The organism is Nevskia sp., assembly GCF_051860985.1.
In the GTDB taxonomy this organism is placed as follows: domain Bacteria; phylum Pseudomonadota; class Gammaproteobacteria; order Nevskiales; family Nevskiaceae; genus Nevskia.
Window position 1 is genome coordinate 21,294 of record NZ_JBIMKV010000008.1, and the last position, 15,382, is coordinate 36,675.

A 15,382-nucleotide genomic window follows, 5' to 3' on the forward strand; every position below is an offset into this window, starting at 1 on the left:
CATCCGTGTTTTCAGCCACGGAAGCAGGCGGTCGGGAGGCTGAAAACCGCTCAAAGACGGCGGGCAGTTTTCCCGGACGGGTCCGGTGTTGTATCGCTGCCGCCCTCCCGACCATAAATCGACGGGCACAACAAAGCCGGCATGACTGACGGGGCCGGCTTACCGCTTTGAGCAAGGTTTTCAGTCCTCGCAACCAAAATGCTCTTGTCATGGTGCTGCTGTCAAGCGCGGCGCGGGTCACGGCTGGCGTGCTGCCACTGCGCTAGCCTTCGGCGGTCATCCCGAACCAGGAGAGAACGATGTCTCTGCAAGCGGCGCTGGCGGTGCTGGTGGCGACCATGCAACTGGTGGCCGAAATCATCAAGATCGTGTCATCCACCAGCAAGGCGCGCAGGCCGATGCCGGCGAGCGACAGCAGGATGGCGAGCGTGCCGAGCGACCAGTACACGCAGGCGCGCGGATGGCGGTTCTGGGTGGGCGGGCTGGTGGGTACGGTGTCGTTCGGCAATATCGGCTGGGTGATGTTCGGGCCGTTGCGGGATGCGCCGCTGACAGGTTCGACGGCGGCGTTGCTGGTATTGGCGGTCATCAGTCTGTTCTCGGTATTGCGTTGAGGGGGCTTCAAAGCTGCAGGTATTTGCGGACGATGCTGGCGATCTCGCGCTCGTCCTCGGCGCTGACACCGAGGAACGGCCGCGCCGGGATTCCGCCGCGCCCGAATTGGTGGGTGGCACCGTACTCGCGATCGGTACCCACCAGCAGCTCGCTGCCGTTGACCTGGTAGCGGATCAGGCGGCGCAGGTCGCGGGTGAGTTCAAGGATGTCTTCCGGGTTCTGGTTGCCGCCGCTGCGCTGGGTGGCGCGGCTGCCGGGCTTCTGCTTGAGCAGCCGGCCGGTGCTGGCGCTGCGCTGGCGATCGTGGCCCCGGCTTTTGTAGTTTGCGTACTCGGGGCTGACCGCTGCCCAGGGTGTGCCGTCCGGGGCTTCGCGGCGATCGAAGCGTTGATCGGTGGACTCGAGCAGGTATTCACCGATGTCCTTGAGTAGTGGTCTGGGTGAGGCGATGAGCCGCTGGTATTCTGCGAGCATCGCTTCGGCGGCGGCGAGCCCAGACAGATCCAGTTCAATCAGTGCGCCGGCCATGGCTTATCTCCGGTGGTAATCTGTTGGCGAAGCTCTGACGGTCGGGAAATCGCCGGCTCCGGCTCGGGGGACTGCAAGGTCGCCTGCACGGTGGGAGTGGCGTCCACCCTGAGCTTCTTGTGGTAGGTTGCAAGTGAAGCCATGACGGTCGGGAAATCGCCGGCTCCGGCTCGGGTGGCAAAATTCCAACCACCTGCACGGCGGAAGTGGCGTCCGCCCTTGGCTTCATCTCAGTTTCCCCACAACCAGTTCAAGCACGCCGGCTGCCACTTCCTTTTCAAGGCTGATGGTCTCCGTGAGGGTGACGGTACGCACCGAATTGGTCTTGATCTTTCCGGCTGCCGCTGTCTTCAGAACGTAGTTCACTTCCACCACGATCTTGCCGGCACTGCGCCGGCCGGCCGGGGCTGGATCGAAGACGTAGATCAGGCGGTTCGCTTTCTGGTCCAGCAGCACCGCGCGCGGCTGATCGAGCAGCTCGGGCAGGCGCTTGAAGTCTTCCAGGCTCGGCTTCTTCGGCAGGCCGGCGCGGGTCGGCGGCTTTGAATCCCGGAATACATGCCCGAGGTCTTTGTCGAGGATGGAGATGGTTGCCGACTCGGGCACCAGGCCACGTGCGCCGAGTAATTCGACGATCTTCGGGGTCAAGGCTCCGAGATTGAATGCGACGTTGCCCGGCCGCTGGACCGCCAGTACCTGATCCGTCCAGGCACCGAACTCCGTTGTCAGGGCGCGGCGAACGACGGGCGGCGCCATCATCTGCGCTGAAGCTTCCGCGCCCGGCACCACCGGCAGCCGGGCCGTGCTGCCCAGGCCGCGCTCGGCGAGCCTGCCCAGAGTCGACTTGCCGGGGGTGTAGTCGAAGCCCGGATCAATGCCTGGTGGCACGCGTACGGTCTGCGGGTTGCCGCTGCGCGCACCGATCACACGGTCTTCCAGCGGCTCGGCCACGGGGCGCGTGACCTTCAGGCCGCGCCGCTCGACATCCGCCTGGCTGTACATGAACTTCTTGCACTTGCAGCCCCAGCCATTCATCGGGCTGTGGGTGTCCCACCAGGGGTCGTCGAGCAGCACGACCATACCGTCCCAGGCTGCATGCTCCGGGCGTTCGTTCGGGCTCTGGTAGTGCTTGTAGCAGCCATAGGGCCGGCGCTTGCGCAGCTCCGGATCGGCCATTTGGGCTTCGCGGCCGGCGTTGTAACTCTGGGACAGGTTGGTCTCGTAGATCACCTGCGCGCGCCAGTTGGCGCCGCCGTTGTAGGCCCAGCCATGCTTGGCGGCAATGTTGCGGAAATCCGCCTTGAATGCGTCGAAGCCCACGCCGCTGGACACCACGCGATCAACGGCAGCGCGCAGATCCACCAGCAGGTCGGCTTTCATGGCCCCGGCCACAACGAATGCCTGGTCGTGAGCTGCTCCCTGGATGTCGGTGTAGGACTTCGTGGGCAGATTGAGCTTGTCCCGGAAGAAGTCGATCTGCTCCTTGAAGGGCAGGCTCCCGTACGCGGCCACGGTCAGACGCCGAGCAGCAACTCGTAGCGGCCGGCGAGTTGTGCGGCCGTCAGCGCCTGGGTGAGTAGCGCGGACAGTGCACGGTCGTCCAGCTCCCGGTAGGTATCGGTGACGCGCTCACGGAACTCCTCGAACGAATTGCAGGCCGCGAGGATGGCCGCGATCGGCGCTGTCAGCTCGGCGACGATCGGGTCCGCCTGCGCGGCCAGCCGGGCGATCTGCCGATCGGGCGTGTTCAGCGGGGCTGATTGACGCGCGTTGAGCGCTTGTTCGGTGGGCTCTTGCGTCGGGCTTGCAACGGGCCTGCTGGGCGCTTTCAACAGCACGGCATTCTCGGCTGGCTCCGGGAAGCCCAGGCGATCACGCATGACGCTTTCTTCCACCTGCAGGCCGAACGGCACCAGGGCGGTGACGTTCTTGACTAGGGCCGCCAGATCCTCGGGCTCGCGGATCGGGAAGGTGATTCGCGGATAGGCCTTGCGCGGGCCGTAGTTGAGGATGACGTACGGAACGACCAGGTCGCGGTTCAGCGTCTCTTCGGCATCCTGGGCGTCATCATCTCGGATGTCGTTGCGGACTTCGTTGTGGACGGACGCGTTGTTGCTGCCGAGCCCGGTCTTCTGGGCGTCTGCGGTCATGGTCTGGCCGAGCACGGCTTTGCTGATCTGCCGGTCCAGGTAATCGCACAGCCGCTCGTACAGATCGCCGCCACCGTTCTTGGCGGCCTCATGGAACTCAATGGACATCGACGCGGGCAGGATCGCGGCGGCATCGCTGCCCAGGCTCTGTACCGCGTGCCGGAGCACGGAGATGTCCTTGGCCGTGGCACCTGGTCCGTAGCGGCCGATGCGCAGGGGCAAGCCGAAGATTTCGGCGAATGCGTTCCAGTCCTTCTGGGCGTAGGCCTTGCAGATCCAGGCGAAAGCGACTAGGCGCGCCAGGCCGCAGCGGATCGGCAGGCCGGTCTTGAGGCTGGGCCGGTGGACGATCCACTTGTACGGCTGCAGGGCCAGTCCGTCGATGGGGGCCTGCGGGTCTTTCAGACGCAGCTCGCGGCCGGTCTCTCGATCGAACCGGAACCAGCGGGGGTCGCGCCATTCGTACTGGGGCAGCCACTTCGCGCCGCGTTGCCAGACGATTTCGTGCACCGAGTAGCTCCTGCCAAGCGCATCGAGCATGTCCTTGCGCAACAGCCGGAAGCCGGGCTTCAGGGTCAGTTCGCGCACGTCGTCGGCAATGCGCACGTCGTCGGCATCGTCAGATGCCGATTCCACCGTGCACGGCAGTCTCGACACTGCCCGCTTGCGCGTACCGAGCACCGAGGCGTAGTGCAGTTCGCGCTCTTCCATCTCCTCTGCCAGCGTGAGGTATTCATCGGCGTTGCCGTTGGCGGCGTCTTCCAGCAGCGCCGACAACCTGGCTGGCGTCAGGTTGCGGGCCACGCTGTCGTGCCAGACCGAACGCACGCCGGTGACGCCGCCGCGTGCGATCTCTTCGCTGAGGTCCGCCGTTTCGATCGGCTGGCCGTCTGGCCCGAGGATTCTGGATTGGCCCATCAGATGACTCCGTGGTGATGAAAGCCGCGCGGCTCCGGGCGGTCTTCGTCCTGGTCCGGCCGCATGAACAGGTGGCCACCGCGATCACTGGACTGCGCCTGCACCGCTTCGTAGGTGGCGGGCTGGTAGGGGTCGTGGCGGCTGGCGGCGTAGGCGAGCAGCACGGCAATGCCGGCGTCGCCGTGGCGCTTGTTGCCGTCCTTGTCCTGGGCGCGCTGGTCGGGGATGCGGGCAACACCCCGCACCAGGCGGAAGGTGGCGATGTCGTTCAGCACCTCGACATCACGCGGCAGCAGGATGGAGCCGTCTTCGAAGGCTGCTTTAAGCGCTGGCGTGTTGTCCCGGTACCAGGGTTCGGAAAGATGGACGCGGGTGATCAGCGCTTCGCCATATCGCTGCTGGGCCACCTCGGCGAGGTAAGCACCGTTACCGGTCGAATCCAGCATGCCGTGCGAGAAGCGCGGCAGGTGGTCGGCGATGTAGAACAGGATCAGTGCCTGGGCCTTGAACGGCACGTTGCGCAGTTCGACCAGGAACGGAAACCGGCGCACCAGATTGCGGGTGAGCTGGTAAGGGGCGATCACCGAGAGGTCACCCCGGCGGGCGAAGTCCTGGCCGAAGCCGCTGGCCAGCTCGGGGTCCAGCTGTTCCAGTTCAGGTATCAGCTCGCGCTCGCAGAACGCGGTGATTTCCTCCTGGATGAGATAGTCCGCCCACAGATCCATGCCGTCCGGCGCCTGCCAGCGGATGATCTTCAGCGGTGCTTCGACCGGCGCCATGCGCGCTTCGATCAACGCGCGTGGCAGCCAGATGCCGCCACCCTTGCTGGGGATGCAGAACAGTTCTTCGTCCGCGCCGCTGCCGTACTGCGCCACCAGCTGCGCGCGCCAGGCCGCTTCGCCTGCGGCCGTCCAAGGCAGGCCGCGCACCTGGCAGACGCGCTGGTACAGGCCGTCTGCCAGGGCGTCGTCCAGGGTGACCCGATGCAGGGAGTACGGCCGCTTGCCAGCGCGGACTTCCTTGATCAGTTCGTTGAAGGGGTTCTCTTCGCCATTGTGGGTCGACACCACATGCACCTGGCCGCCCCAGATCAGCAGCGCAAGGGCCGCTTTGAGCAGCTCGGCGAGATCGGGATGAAACGCCGCTTCGTCGATGATGACGCGGCCTTGCTTGCCACGAAGGTTGGACGGCCGTGACGACAGCGCGGTAATGCGCCATCCGCTGGCGAAGCGGATGGTGTAGGTCAGGATCGACTTCTCTTCGTCGCCGTCCTTGAACACCTCGGCGCCTTCTTCGATGGCCGACGCGGCGAAGGCATAGTGCTTGGACCAGTCCGCGCAATCACGGATGAACTCGTCGGCCATGTCCTTGTTGTAGCCGATGTACCAGACATCCATGCCCTGCTGGCTCGCGGCGAGCAGCGTGGAATCGGCGGCCTCCGCCCAGGACAGACCGATGCGGCGCGACTTCTCGATGATCTTGACCGGTGAGTCGTCGGCCGACCATCGCGCCTGATATCCCAGGAACACCTCGGCCGCGTCGGCAAGCACACTTTTCACGGGCAGTAGTGGCGAGGCAGCGGCCATATCAGGACCCGCCGCCAGACTTGATGCCGAGGATGCGGCGCTTGATTTCCTCGGCCGCCTCCGGCGTCAGGCCGGCCGGTTTTTCGGCAGCAACGGCGTCGACCAGGCTGGCGGCCTCTTCGGCAGCGGCCTGTCGCAATGCTTGCTCGCGCTTGAGGCTCAGGGAGCTGGCGGCTTCCAGGCGTTGCATGGCCAGCGCGAGCGCGCCGATCTCTTTGCCGCTGATCTGCACTTCGGCGTTGCCTTCTTCGCCGAGCTGCATGGTGGCGTCGAAGGCCAGCGTGCGCAGCAGCTCCATGACGACCTTACCGATGTCGCCCTGCGGCTCGTTACCCAGCCGCTCCGCCCACACGGCGGCAACCTCACGTGCTTCGCGGATCTTCTTGCCGGATTCCTCGAATCGCTTGTGATACCGGCCGAGGGCGCTGCGCGACACCTGGGCGCCCAGCTGGCGCAGGTGCGCGGCGATCTGTTCCAACGTGAACCGGTCATCCTTGAGCAGCCGGTCCAGCTCGGTGCGGATCGCCGGGTCGAGCGTGGAGATGCTGCTCTTGCGGCTCACGTCGCGCGTTCTTTCGAAGGTCGTGGGGCAGCAGGCTCAGGCGAATCCACGCGGACCGGAACGCAGACGAAGGCCCGCTCCTCGACAGCGAACAGACCGGCATCGAGACAGGTCTGGGCGATGCGATACCGGGTGTAGCCGCTGGATAGGCCCCAGGCGATCAGCAGCAGGCCGAGCATTGTCAGGATGCGGTGCATGTCAGAAGGTGGTTGGCTGGGCTACGCCACGGACCAGCGCCATCAGGCCGGTCTGCAGGTCGGTTGAGCCGATGCTGATCCAGCGCTGATCGAGGCCAGCAGTAGTGCGCAGCTTGTTGACCAGTTCACCGAGCTCTACGCCGCGAGCCTTGATCTCATTCATCAGGGCGGCTTCGGCCTCGTTAAGTTGCCGATAGCCAGTGATCTTCGGTTGGGTAATGGTTTCCATCGACACGTTCTCCTTGCTGGTCACGACATCCACTCAGGGGCAAGCCACTCGATCGCGTGCACGAGCACCACCACTGGCAGCAGCAACACGATCAGCAGCATCAAAAGCGGGAACACCAGGATCTGGCCGGGGCGGATGTTCATGCGCTCGGCCCCGGCCGCTTGACGCCGGGCACGTTGCTGCGGCCTTTCGCCACGTCCTGGCCCCGGCCGGTCAAGGTGGCGACGACGACGGTGGCCACCGGCTTTTCGAGCGTGACCAGGCCTTGCTCGGCAAGCCAGCTCAGTTCGGTGTGCACCTGGTCGCGGCTGGGGTTGTGCCCGTAGTCCTCGACCGATCGCTGCAGGATGCTGCTGTTGCACTCGTAGCCCGGCGCGCACTCCAGCACGCGCAGCAGCACCAGGCGCAGATCGGCCTGCAGGTGTTCGCGAAAGCTCATACCTTCTCCGTCCGCATGAGGTAGCTGTTCATCAGATCCACTTGCCGGATCACGCCCTGCTGGGCACCTTCCAACCTGCCGATGCCTGCCGCCAACTGGCCGATGGCGTTCTGCAGGGAATGCAGATCGTTGGCGGTGGGCAGGTGCTTGATGTTTTCTTCCACCACGCTGATGCGGGCCTGTACGTCGGCAATCTCATGCCGCAGCTCGCTGTAGCGGGCCGCTTCGTTCAGGGTCTTTTTCGCCAAGTCTTGAGAGACTTCCTCGACCGCCTTCTTGTGGGCCTTGTCACGGCGGCCGAACCAGGCGACCAGGAACGCTGCGCCCGAAATCAGCGTGATGGCGATCTCCCAGCCGAGCTTGATCCATTCCATGCTCATGGCCGCTCCCCGATCAGGCGAACCGGCTGCACAGTGCTCTGGGCCTTGATGCGGCGATCCCGCTTCTCGAAGCTGCGGCCGAGGTTGTAGACGCCGAGGATGCCGCCCCAGGCGTACCAGAACTCTTCCGGCAAGCTGAACTGCGGCGGCGTGGTGTTGAACGCCCAGCCGAGCACTGGCACCACCGAGTAGTTGAAGACGATCACGCCTAAGCCGACATACACAACGGCAGGCCGGGCGCGCTTGGTGAAGGTGTCGTCCTGCTGCAGCTCAGCCACCAGGATGCGTTCCTGGGCGCCGAGTTCAGCGCGCAGGGTCTGCTCGATTTCGGAGTCACGCGCCTGCAGCAGCCTCTCGGCATCCAGGCGGTACTGGTTGCGTTCAGCATCCGTGGTGATGAATCGATCCGCAGCGGCGGCGATCTTGTCCACCACTTCGCCAGCAGTACCGCCCAGCACTTTCGCGATCAGGTTGGCCATGTCAGGCGTACAAGGCGTGTTGCGCCTTCTCCCACCAGATTCGCCGATCAGCCAGACCGGTCAGGCCGCCGTTGATGCGCCGGGTCACCTCTTCAAGGCTGCCGGCATCGGCGGGGTCGTTGCACTTCTTGGCGCGCCAGAACCACGCAGCAGACTCTGCCGCAAAGAGCGGACGCAGCAATGTTTCCGGGTTCCTCAACAGGTAGCCAGGCTTGGGCGATAGCGCTTTGCTGCACCAGCCATAGTTGTCCAGCCCGGTGAGCTGGATCAGGCCGCGACCCCGATACCGCCAGCCGTGGCCGCTGGCTTCATCGCCATTGCCGAGCTGGTTGGCGTAGGCGCGGTTGGCGATCCGCTCCGGCTGCATGGCGTACGCCCGTGCCTGGGCTTCGTTGAAGCGCTTCGGCCAGGTGGCCAGCAGTGCTTCGGCGGAGTAGTTCAGGTTTTCTTCAAGGCGGGTGAAGCCGCAGCTTTCATGGGCCACCTGCCCGAGGAACATGGCGACCTGTGCAGGTGTTTCGATGCCGAAGGCGGTCATGGCCGCGCGCAGCGCAAGGTAGTACGGCTGCGCCGCCGGGCAGAAGGCTGAGAGCTGGGATGGCGTCATGCGCGCAGGATCGCGCGCGTGCCCGGACCCAAGGGTTTCGCAGATGCGGATGCAAAGCAAAAGGCCCGCTGGGTGGCGGGCCTTCAGTTAAGCATCCGGGTCAGTTTGCGAAAAAGCGCGGGTTCGCACTCAGGTCAAATGCCGCCCACTTCCTTGGCACTGCCGAAGAGTGTCGCTTCTGCGCGGGTCTCGCCGAAGAAAACGTACTTGCCATCGCGGTTCAGGTGCAGCTTCATCTTGCCCCGACGTGCATCGCTCATCGCCATCCCGACGATCATGCCCGGCGTCAGCGCGAGGTAGTCCCGCTTGATCTCGCGCCAGCCACTGAACAGCCGGATGCGCACGGTATCGCAGGGCTCGGTGCAATCCACCACCTGGCTGATGCCGCCGCCCAGGTTGGTGCCGAGCTGGATGCGGCCATTGCGGATGCCGTGATACCGGAACATGACCAGCTCGGCACCGATCTTGCCCGTCTGCCTATCTTCTTCCGACAGCGCCGGCTGGTAGCCGTACTCCGTGCCATCAACGTAGCTGTAGTAGTGGTCCGGAGATGCCAGGGGGCGGCTGGCCTGGGGTGCCGAAGCAAGTTGCTCCCGGACTTCGTCCCTGCGCGCGTCCTCCTTCTGCCAGAGCACGACGCCGACCACGAGCACGGCACCGCCAATACCGGCCAGCAGAATCATCAGAATCCTTCCCAGCGTCTTCATCGTGCGTCCTGGTGTGGGGGCGAGGTTTCGGCCAAATTCTATCGGTGACGCGCCTGCGCTTCAGAGAGACAGATCACGGCTCTTGGCGATAAACGCAACTTCTTCATCGGCGGTCAGCGGCGCCATCTTCAGCCGCTTGCGGGCTTCGTTCTCGAAGTGCACCAGCTGCCTGGCAGTGATCGCCGACGCCGACGGCGGAGCACCCGGCTTGTCGCGGATCTTCTGCTCCTGATCGCGCTCGGCGAGCGCGGCCGATTTGTCGGCATAGCCGGCCAGCACATCGAGCAGGTAGCCGTGGCTCTTCAGCGGCAACGTCAGCGAGTCGCGGACGGTGGTCATGTGTTCCAGCGCCTGCAGCCACATGGCCTGAGTCACCACATAGTCAGCGTGCTTGCGGCGGATGGTGCCCGGACGGATCAGCTCCACCAGTTCGGCCAGGAGCTTGTGGGTGCGTGACCATGTCAATGCCCGCTCGCGCGGCCGGAACAACGCCAGGTAGGCCCAGACCTGGCGCGCCACTGCGGGCTGCAGCTCGCCAGCCAGCAGCAGCGCTGCACCGGCGTCGGCATCGCCGAACACGGTCTCGGCGGAACCGGTGGCACCGCAGGACCTGCAGGTCAGACGCATGGCGAACGCGTTGTGCCGATCGTCACGACACGCGATCTGTCAAGCAGGGATCGCGGTTGCGTCATGCAAGTTGCACGACGTTTAGGGGTTGCAAGATTCATTGCAACGCCGATCCCCCGCAGACGCAGCGAAGTCGTGACCAGATGATCGGAACCGGCCATCAACAGGAGAGCGCCGGTGAACCACGATGAAATCATGCTGCTGATCGAAGTTTTGAAGGTACTGAAAGCGGCATTCGATGCAATTGCCGTCTGGTTGAAACTGCATAGGTCCGAAGCTGGAGACGAGCCGTTCAAAGCAGCGGACCCTGCGCCGCAGCAACGTGATCGATCGCGGCCTGGCGCGCATCCAGGTACGGCTGGCGGGCGACGAGGGCGGCGCGGTGCCCCACCGCCTTCGTGAACGCGCGCCAGGTGCTCCACACCCGGCCCTTGAGTTCCGTGGGAACGGCGGACCAATGGAGGCGACAGAGCAATTGCCCCGGTCGAGTCGAATCGGTGCAGCCGGGGATCGGGCATTGCATCAGCGGATCGCCTCCGGCGCTGGGCCGCCGCCGGCTATTGGCCGGCGCAGGTCCACTTCACGGCCCTGTCGGGCTCCCTGCGCAAAGTCATGGTATCGGCGGCTGATCGCCTCCTCGGCCTTGGCCACTGTGTTCTCTGCGCGACCTGGCTGAAGCCGAAGCCGAGCCATGTAACTGTCGATCGCTGCCCGATTCTCGGGGGCTACGACCAGAGCGCCCACCTTTGTCTCCACGGCGATCACCCAGCCGGTGCAGAAGGCGTTGGCGCGCTCCACGCGGTTGGCCCGCTTGCAGCGGTTCAGGTGCTTGGCCTGGTACTCCGACCGCGCCGCCCTGAGCCGACGAGACAGTGACGTGTACGCATAGCCGGCGATCTCGGCTCCGCCGCTGCAGCCCACGAACACGTAGTGGCCCTCCATCGTGCTGCGGGCGGTGTAGCGACCACGGAAGAACAGCCCGCAGCCAATGGCCCGCGCAACCGTGCTCGCCAGCAGCGTTTCCCACATCGGTGGAGAACGGCCCGCCTGTGATTTCGCCTGGGCTTCTGACGCTTCCGATGCGGCCACGTCGTCAGCGGACAGGCCGAGCTCGTCCATCATCTTCCGCGCCTGGCGCAGTGCCGCAGCTGCCTCATGCTCGTTGCTGGACTTCGCCAGGCGCAGGCACTTCTTGAGCTTGTCTAGCTTGCGCTCGCGTTCAGTCTTCACAGCTTCAGGCTCCTTTGCCGCCGTGCGACCTGCACTTTCTGCTGCGTGTTGATGATCCGGCGCACTTGGCTTTCAGTGAGGCCGGTGGTGCGACACAGCTCGTCGTAGTTGTTTCCCCGGAAGCCCTCCCACAGGTGCTCGTCTCGCAAGGCGCGGCGCAGGTGGCTGGCCGCTGGCAGGTAGATGGGGCGACCGCCAGCGACGCTGGCGATGGCCAGCACAGCTTCCCTGGCGATGCGGGTGATGGTTTCCGGTGCCACGGTGCCGCGCAGCTCGGCACCAAGCTGGTGCTCCAGGTGGTCGAGAATTTCGACCAGGCGCGATGGCCACTTCTGCAGCAGCGCTTCGTGCTCCGGCAGCGCGCCCAGCGGCAGGTCTTGATCCTCGAACAGGTCAGCCATTCGGGATTCGCTCGCAGGTGCCGCAGCCATCGTCCTGACGGCGGATCAGACGCAGGCTCTGGGTGCCCGATTCGGGGTCTGTCCAGTCCAGACACTGTCGGCCGTCTTGCCAGTAGAAGCGCATTTCGGTATCGCGCGGCAGGCTGCCAAGGAGGGTGCGGATGGCATCCATGACCTGGTCTGTCGTCGGTATGGTCATGACGTTGCCGGCGGCGTGAGCTTGCCGGCACCCACCAGCTCGCCCTTCAGGAAGCGCAGCACCTGGCTCATGGCCTGGGGGTACGCCTCGACGCCCCATTTCGGCGAGAACCCGAATTCCATGACGGCGATGTACTTGACGTGCCCCCACTGCAAGCCGGCTGCGGCCAGCGCTGCTTGCAGCTGCTGCTGCAGGCGCTTTGTGGCCGAGCGCTCAAGTGCGGTGATGATGCCGGCCAACTCGACGGAATCGCAGAACTCGATGCGATCCTTGCGGTACATGCGCTGCGCCATGGATACGGCGTACGTCCAGGGCAGACCGGCATCGGTCAGCAGAGCTTCAACCTTCTTCACCAGGTCGCCGTTATGGCCAGCGCCCAGGTTGTGCGGCGTGCGGTGCTTGCCCGCTCGGGTCTGGGCGGTGCGGGCCGGGATGAAACCGCAGGTACGCAGGTGCGCCAGCACGCGCTCCAACTGCGCCACCGTCATGCCGGTGGTGCTGTCCGCACCGCCATGCGTGACCAGCATGGCGCGATAGGTGTCTTCGTCCAGCCGGAGCTTGCTCTTGCCGACATGCACGAGCTGCACCAGCTTCTTGTGCAGCGCGCTGACCGTCGGCTGCGCGCGGCGCGGCGATGGGTGGTCGCTCATGGTCAGCGGCTGGCCGATGGCGCGAGGGCGAGCGCGTACTTGAGATCGGCCGAGGGCAGCAGGCGCACCACGACGTGGGCCTTGATCCGGCCGTCACGCCAGCGGCGCTCCGGCTGCAGCTCGGGCTTCAACAACCCGAGGCCTGGCAGTTCAACCTGCTTGCCGGCCTGCAGTTCGGCGATTGCCGCCGAGGCCAGGTCGTGAAGCAGATGGGCAGCGAGCGCCACGGTGATGCCCCGCTCGGCGGCGATGTGCACGGCGAGTTCGGCGGCTTTCACGCCGGCACCTGCCGCACGCGGCAGCGGTCCAGCAGATAGCAGCCGGTAATCCCTTCCAGCCAGATCACGGCGCTGTGACCGCTGAGCACCTGGGCCTTGCTGCGGGTGGTGGTCTCCATTTCCGTGCCGTTGTCGAGACGCACGTAAACCGGCGTTCCAACTGGATGCTCAGCGTTCCAGGAGTCCACCTGCACGCTGGGGCTCAAGCGGGCCGCCTGGCGCCGCCGCGACTCGCGCTCGGCGGCCTCTGAATGCCAGGCCAGCAAGGCCGTCAACTTCCGCTTCGGCTGCGCGATCATGCGTCTTCCTCTACCGACGTTTCGTCGGTCTTCAGGAAGGCGTTCAGCAGCTTTTCCAGATCCGAATCCACCGGCCGGATCACGACCACGTCGCCGGCGTCAGTCGCCTCGGCACCGATGCGTTTCAGTTCCTGGGCTTTCAGCTGGTTGAGGCCGGCCTTCACCAGCTTGTGGCGAGTCTTGACCAGGGCATCGAACTGATCCGGCAGGTACTTGCGGATCAGCTCCACGGTGCGGTCGGCATCGTCGACGATGATCTTGCCCTTCTGCTTTTCGATGCCGATCTTGATGGCATGCACGATCAGCGTTCGCGGCTTCACAAACAGTTCCGGGCGCTCCTGGATGGCGGCGGACAGTTCGCCTTCGGCCGCCTTGGCAGCCCCGAGCGCGCTGGTGATCAACGGCATGGCGCGGCGCTTGGCCGCATCCATTTCGTCTTCCAGCTGACGAAGCCTGCTGGCGAGCAGATCGCGTGCGTGCCGGTAGTTCTTGGTGCGCTCTTCAACGATGGCAAGCGCGACGGTGGTGTCTGGGGCGCTGACGGACTTCGGGACTGCGTTCATGCGGAAACTCCTGTGGAGGCTGCAGCGGGTTCGCTGCTACGGAAGGCGGGATGCAGGCACGGGCCTCGATGCGGTGGCCGGGGCTGGGGCTGGCGAGGCCAGCGGCGGGGATCACCAGCGGCGCGCACGAATAGCGAGTGCATGCCGTGGGTCTCGATGCGGCCGTACTTCAGGGCGATCAGCAACGTGCGGTTGGCCTCGACGTGGCTCAGGCCGTGCTGGCGCTGCAGGTGCATCTGCACCATCAGCAGCGGCCGCGGCCCGTGCTGCAGGTAGGCCAGCAGCCCGTCGGTGATCGCCTGGGCGGTCACAGCGGTGGCGCCTCGCGCCATTCCAGGGTCACGCCCATGAAGTGGGTGCGCATGACGTGGATGCGGTCGCCACGCGGCCCGGTATGGCACGCCCGCTCTTCACGGAGATTCAGCACCGCGCTCGGCGGCCGGGCGAGCCGGATCGTGGCCGACTGGAACCCTACTTCGATGCCGACAACCAGACACCGAGCTTGGTCGAGGCGATCGAGTGCCCGGCCCGCCATCAGCAAGCCGACGGCGAATCCACTGTTTCCCGGCAGCACAGGGTTATCGACACCGACTGCGGCTTCGATGGCTCGACGGTGTTTCGAAGAGGCGAGACCGGCGATGTCGGCTTCGCTCAGCAGATCTTCGGAAGCGATGCCGGACGGAAATGCGACGAGGCCGATGTTGCGGGAATGCAGCCCCAAGGCGCCGGGGCCGCTCATTCCGCACCTCCCAGTTCCTGCCAGGCATGAACCAGGTGCTGGGCGGTGATGCCCCGCGCGCCAGCCGCACTGCTGACGCTAGCGAGGCGCAGGCATTTGGTTGCACCGCGAAGGGCACCGGGCTTGGCGACGATGTCGCGCAGCAGCTCGCGGGCCTCGGCATCTTCCACGTTCCAGGCGTCGGCGATGGCGTCGGCATCGGCGGCGCTGGCGCGGGTCAGCCGCACACGCTTGCCGATGCGGCTGAACAGCTGGGCGAAGCCGGCGTCCCTCTTGCCGCCGGTCAGGCGCGAGTACAGCACTTCGTTGCCGATCAGCACGACGCCAATCCCGGTGGCATCGTGAATGGCGCGGATGGCCTCCAGCGCGTCGTTGTCCAGGTGCTGGGCTTCGTCGATGACCAGCAGGCCGCCGGTGCCTTCGACGCGGTCGTGAATCTTGTCCTGGACCTTCGCCGGCTCGCGGGCGATGCCGCGCAGGCCCAGCGTGGCGGCGATGCGCTCCAGCGCGCCGAGCAGACGGCCGTGGCTGCGGGTCATTTCCACCAGCCAGACGCTGGAGTGCTGTTCGGCGTAGCGTCTGGTGGCCTTGGTCTTGCCGAGGCCGGCGCCACCGTAGACCACGGCGATGTCGCCCGCCATCTGGGCGTAGCCGAGCGCGGCCAGCACGCGGCGGCTGATCGTGGTATCGACGAAGGCCGGTGCCGTGGGCAGCTGGCCCTGGCTCGCCGCTCGCGTACGCCGGGTGTCCAGCCACTTGGCAAGCTTCGTTGCGATCTCGGCGTTGTCGCCCGGATAGGCGCTCTTCAAGAATCGGCTGAGCGTGCTGGTGTTGACGTTCGCTTCGCGACTGACATCAGCCTGGCTCAGGTTTTCGGCAGGATCGGCGATCAGCTGCGCAACCTGGTTACGAACGCTATCGATGGCGGCCGTGCCGCCGGGGGAATTCGGGTGTTCTGCGTGTGATGCGTCAGCCATTGCTAGACTCCTTTCGCGTTGT

At 65.5% G+C, this 15,382-nt stretch carries 26 protein-coding genes; 2 read left to right on the top strand and 24 right to left on the bottom strand.

Going from position 1 to position 15,382, the window contains the following annotated elements:
- Positions 1–299 precede the first annotated feature (299 nt).
- Positions 300–614, top strand: coding sequence for a hypothetical protein (locus tag ACTIGJ_RS09545; protein WP_439640077.1), 315 nt, complete (start codon positions 300–302; stop codon positions 612–614).
- A 7-nt stretch (positions 615–621) separates the two neighbouring features.
- Here ACTIGJ_RS09545 and ACTIGJ_RS09550 read toward each other — a convergent pair whose 3' ends face one another.
- The 14 genes from ACTIGJ_RS09550 to ACTIGJ_RS09615 form a co-directional block, all read right to left on the bottom strand.
- Positions 622–1,143, bottom strand: a complete 522-nt coding sequence (locus ACTIGJ_RS09550) for a phage virion morphogenesis protein (RefSeq protein WP_439640078.1) — start codon at positions 1,141–1,143, stop codon at positions 622–624.
- Positions 1,144–1,368: 225 nt separating this feature from the next.
- The gene (locus tag ACTIGJ_RS09555; RefSeq protein WP_439640079.1) at positions 1,369–2,655 is read right to left on the bottom strand and encodes a phage head morphogenesis protein; all 1,287 of its coding nucleotides are present in this window, start codon (positions 2,653–2,655) and stop codon (positions 1,369–1,371) included.
- A 2-nt stretch (positions 2,656–2,657) separates the two neighbouring features.
- Positions 2,658–4,211 (bottom strand): DUF935 domain-containing protein, encoded by a 1,554-nt coding sequence (locus tag ACTIGJ_RS09560; RefSeq protein ID WP_439640080.1) that lies wholly within the window; start codon positions 4,209–4,211, stop codon positions 2,658–2,660.
- Positions 4,211–5,797, bottom strand: coding sequence for a terminase large subunit domain-containing protein (locus ACTIGJ_RS09565; protein ID WP_439640081.1), 1,587 nt, complete (start codon positions 5,795–5,797; stop codon positions 4,211–4,213). The genes ACTIGJ_RS09560 and ACTIGJ_RS09565 overlap by 1 nt, the downstream gene beginning before the upstream one ends.
- A gap of 1 nt (position 5,798) precedes the next feature.
- Positions 5,799–6,359: a DUF3486 family protein gene (locus ACTIGJ_RS09570; RefSeq protein ID WP_439640082.1), complete on the bottom strand. Its 561-nt coding sequence runs from the start codon at positions 6,357–6,359 to the stop codon at positions 5,799–5,801.
- Positions 6,356–6,556, bottom strand: a complete 201-nt coding sequence (locus ACTIGJ_RS09575; protein ID WP_439640083.1) for a hypothetical protein — start codon at positions 6,554–6,556, stop codon at positions 6,356–6,358. The genes ACTIGJ_RS09570 and ACTIGJ_RS09575 overlap by 4 nt, the downstream gene beginning before the upstream one ends.
- 1 nt (position 6,557) lies before the next feature.
- Positions 6,558–6,809: an Acb2/Tad1 domain-containing protein gene (locus tag ACTIGJ_RS09580; RefSeq protein WP_439640084.1), complete on the bottom strand. Its 252-nt coding sequence runs from the start codon at positions 6,807–6,809 to the stop codon at positions 6,558–6,560.
- A complete protein-coding gene (locus ACTIGJ_RS09585; RefSeq protein ID WP_439640085.1) occupies positions 6,806–6,928 on the bottom strand; it encodes a hypothetical protein in 123 nt (40 codons plus the stop codon). Before ACTIGJ_RS09585 ends, ACTIGJ_RS09580 begins: the two co-directional genes overlap by 4 nt.
- Positions 6,925–7,224: a VpaChn25_0724 family phage protein gene (locus ACTIGJ_RS09590; protein ID WP_439640086.1), complete on the bottom strand. Its 300-nt coding sequence runs from the start codon at positions 7,222–7,224 to the stop codon at positions 6,925–6,927. Before ACTIGJ_RS09590 ends, ACTIGJ_RS09585 begins: the two co-directional genes overlap by 4 nt.
- A complete protein-coding gene (locus tag ACTIGJ_RS09595) occupies positions 7,221–7,604 on the bottom strand; it encodes a DUF2730 family protein (protein WP_439640087.1) in 384 nt (127 codons plus the stop codon). Before ACTIGJ_RS09595 ends, ACTIGJ_RS09590 begins: the two co-directional genes overlap by 4 nt.
- Positions 7,601–8,083 carry a holin family protein gene (locus ACTIGJ_RS09600; RefSeq protein ID WP_439640088.1) on the bottom strand — a complete coding sequence of 161 codons (483 nt, stop codon included), beginning with the start codon at positions 8,081–8,083 and terminating at the stop codon, positions 7,601–7,603. The genes ACTIGJ_RS09595 and ACTIGJ_RS09600 overlap by 4 nt, the downstream gene beginning before the upstream one ends.
- Before the next feature lies 1 nt (position 8,084).
- Positions 8,085–8,690 carry a glycoside hydrolase family 19 protein gene (locus ACTIGJ_RS09605; protein WP_439640089.1) on the bottom strand — a complete coding sequence of 202 codons (606 nt, stop codon included), beginning with the start codon at positions 8,688–8,690 and terminating at the stop codon, positions 8,085–8,087.
- A gap of 134 nt (positions 8,691–8,824) precedes the next feature.
- Positions 8,825–9,397 carry a hypothetical protein gene (locus ACTIGJ_RS09610; protein ID WP_439640090.1) on the bottom strand — a complete coding sequence of 191 codons (573 nt, stop codon included), beginning with the start codon at positions 9,395–9,397 and terminating at the stop codon, positions 8,825–8,827.
- Positions 9,398–9,457: 60 nt separating this feature from the next.
- Positions 9,458–10,024: a hypothetical protein gene (locus ACTIGJ_RS09615; RefSeq protein ID WP_439640091.1), complete on the bottom strand. Its 567-nt coding sequence runs from the start codon at positions 10,022–10,024 to the stop codon at positions 9,458–9,460.
- Positions 10,025–10,201: 177 nt separating this feature from the next.
- Between ACTIGJ_RS09615 and ACTIGJ_RS09620 the strand changes: the two genes are divergently transcribed.
- On the top strand, positions 10,202–10,426 hold the full coding sequence (locus ACTIGJ_RS09620; RefSeq protein WP_439640092.1) for a hypothetical protein: 225 nt from the start codon (positions 10,202–10,204) through the stop codon (positions 10,424–10,426).
- 120 nt (positions 10,427–10,546) lie between these two features.
- Here the strand turns inward: ACTIGJ_RS09620 and ACTIGJ_RS09625 are convergent, their stop codons facing one another.
- The 10 genes from ACTIGJ_RS09625 to ACTIGJ_RS09670 are packed head-to-tail and all read right to left on the bottom strand — an operon-like array spanning position 10,547 to position 15,360.
- Positions 10,547–11,254 carry a DUF2786 domain-containing protein gene (locus tag ACTIGJ_RS09625; protein WP_439640093.1) on the bottom strand — a complete coding sequence of 236 codons (708 nt, stop codon included), beginning with the start codon at positions 11,252–11,254 and terminating at the stop codon, positions 10,547–10,549.
- Positions 11,251–11,655 carry a Mor transcription activator family protein gene (locus ACTIGJ_RS09630; protein WP_439640094.1) on the bottom strand — a complete coding sequence of 135 codons (405 nt, stop codon included), beginning with the start codon at positions 11,653–11,655 and terminating at the stop codon, positions 11,251–11,253. Before ACTIGJ_RS09630 ends, ACTIGJ_RS09625 begins: the two co-directional genes overlap by 4 nt.
- Positions 11,648–11,854 (bottom strand): hypothetical protein, encoded by a 207-nt coding sequence (locus ACTIGJ_RS09635; RefSeq protein WP_439640095.1) that lies wholly within the window; start codon positions 11,852–11,854, stop codon positions 11,648–11,650. Before ACTIGJ_RS09635 ends, ACTIGJ_RS09630 begins: the two co-directional genes overlap by 8 nt.
- Positions 11,851–12,504, bottom strand: a complete 654-nt coding sequence (locus tag ACTIGJ_RS09640; RefSeq protein ID WP_439640096.1) for a gp16 family protein — start codon at positions 12,502–12,504, stop codon at positions 11,851–11,853. The genes ACTIGJ_RS09635 and ACTIGJ_RS09640 overlap by 4 nt, the downstream gene beginning before the upstream one ends.
- Positions 12,505–12,506: 2 nt before the next feature.
- Positions 12,507–12,782 (bottom strand): HU family DNA-binding protein, encoded by a 276-nt coding sequence (locus tag ACTIGJ_RS09645; protein ID WP_439640097.1) that lies wholly within the window; start codon positions 12,780–12,782, stop codon positions 12,507–12,509.
- Positions 12,779–13,081 carry a hypothetical protein gene (locus tag ACTIGJ_RS09650; RefSeq protein WP_439640098.1) on the bottom strand — a complete coding sequence of 101 codons (303 nt, stop codon included), beginning with the start codon at positions 13,079–13,081 and terminating at the stop codon, positions 12,779–12,781. Before ACTIGJ_RS09650 ends, ACTIGJ_RS09645 begins: the two co-directional genes overlap by 4 nt.
- Positions 13,078–13,644: a hypothetical protein gene (locus ACTIGJ_RS09655; RefSeq protein WP_439640099.1), complete on the bottom strand. Its 567-nt coding sequence runs from the start codon at positions 13,642–13,644 to the stop codon at positions 13,078–13,080. The genes ACTIGJ_RS09650 and ACTIGJ_RS09655 overlap by 4 nt, the downstream gene beginning before the upstream one ends.
- Positions 13,641–13,955 carry a hypothetical protein gene (locus ACTIGJ_RS09660; protein WP_439640100.1) on the bottom strand — a complete coding sequence of 105 codons (315 nt, stop codon included), beginning with the start codon at positions 13,953–13,955 and terminating at the stop codon, positions 13,641–13,643. Before ACTIGJ_RS09660 ends, ACTIGJ_RS09655 begins: the two co-directional genes overlap by 4 nt.
- On the bottom strand, positions 13,952–14,383 hold the full coding sequence (locus tag ACTIGJ_RS09665; protein ID WP_439640101.1) for a hypothetical protein: 432 nt from the start codon (positions 14,381–14,383) through the stop codon (positions 13,952–13,954). The genes ACTIGJ_RS09660 and ACTIGJ_RS09665 overlap by 4 nt, the downstream gene beginning before the upstream one ends.
- Positions 14,380–15,360 carry an AAA family ATPase gene (locus tag ACTIGJ_RS09670; protein ID WP_439640102.1) on the bottom strand — a complete coding sequence of 327 codons (981 nt, stop codon included), beginning with the start codon at positions 15,358–15,360 and terminating at the stop codon, positions 14,380–14,382. The genes ACTIGJ_RS09665 and ACTIGJ_RS09670 overlap by 4 nt, the downstream gene beginning before the upstream one ends.
- Between the last annotated feature and the right edge of the window lie 22 nt (positions 15,361–15,382).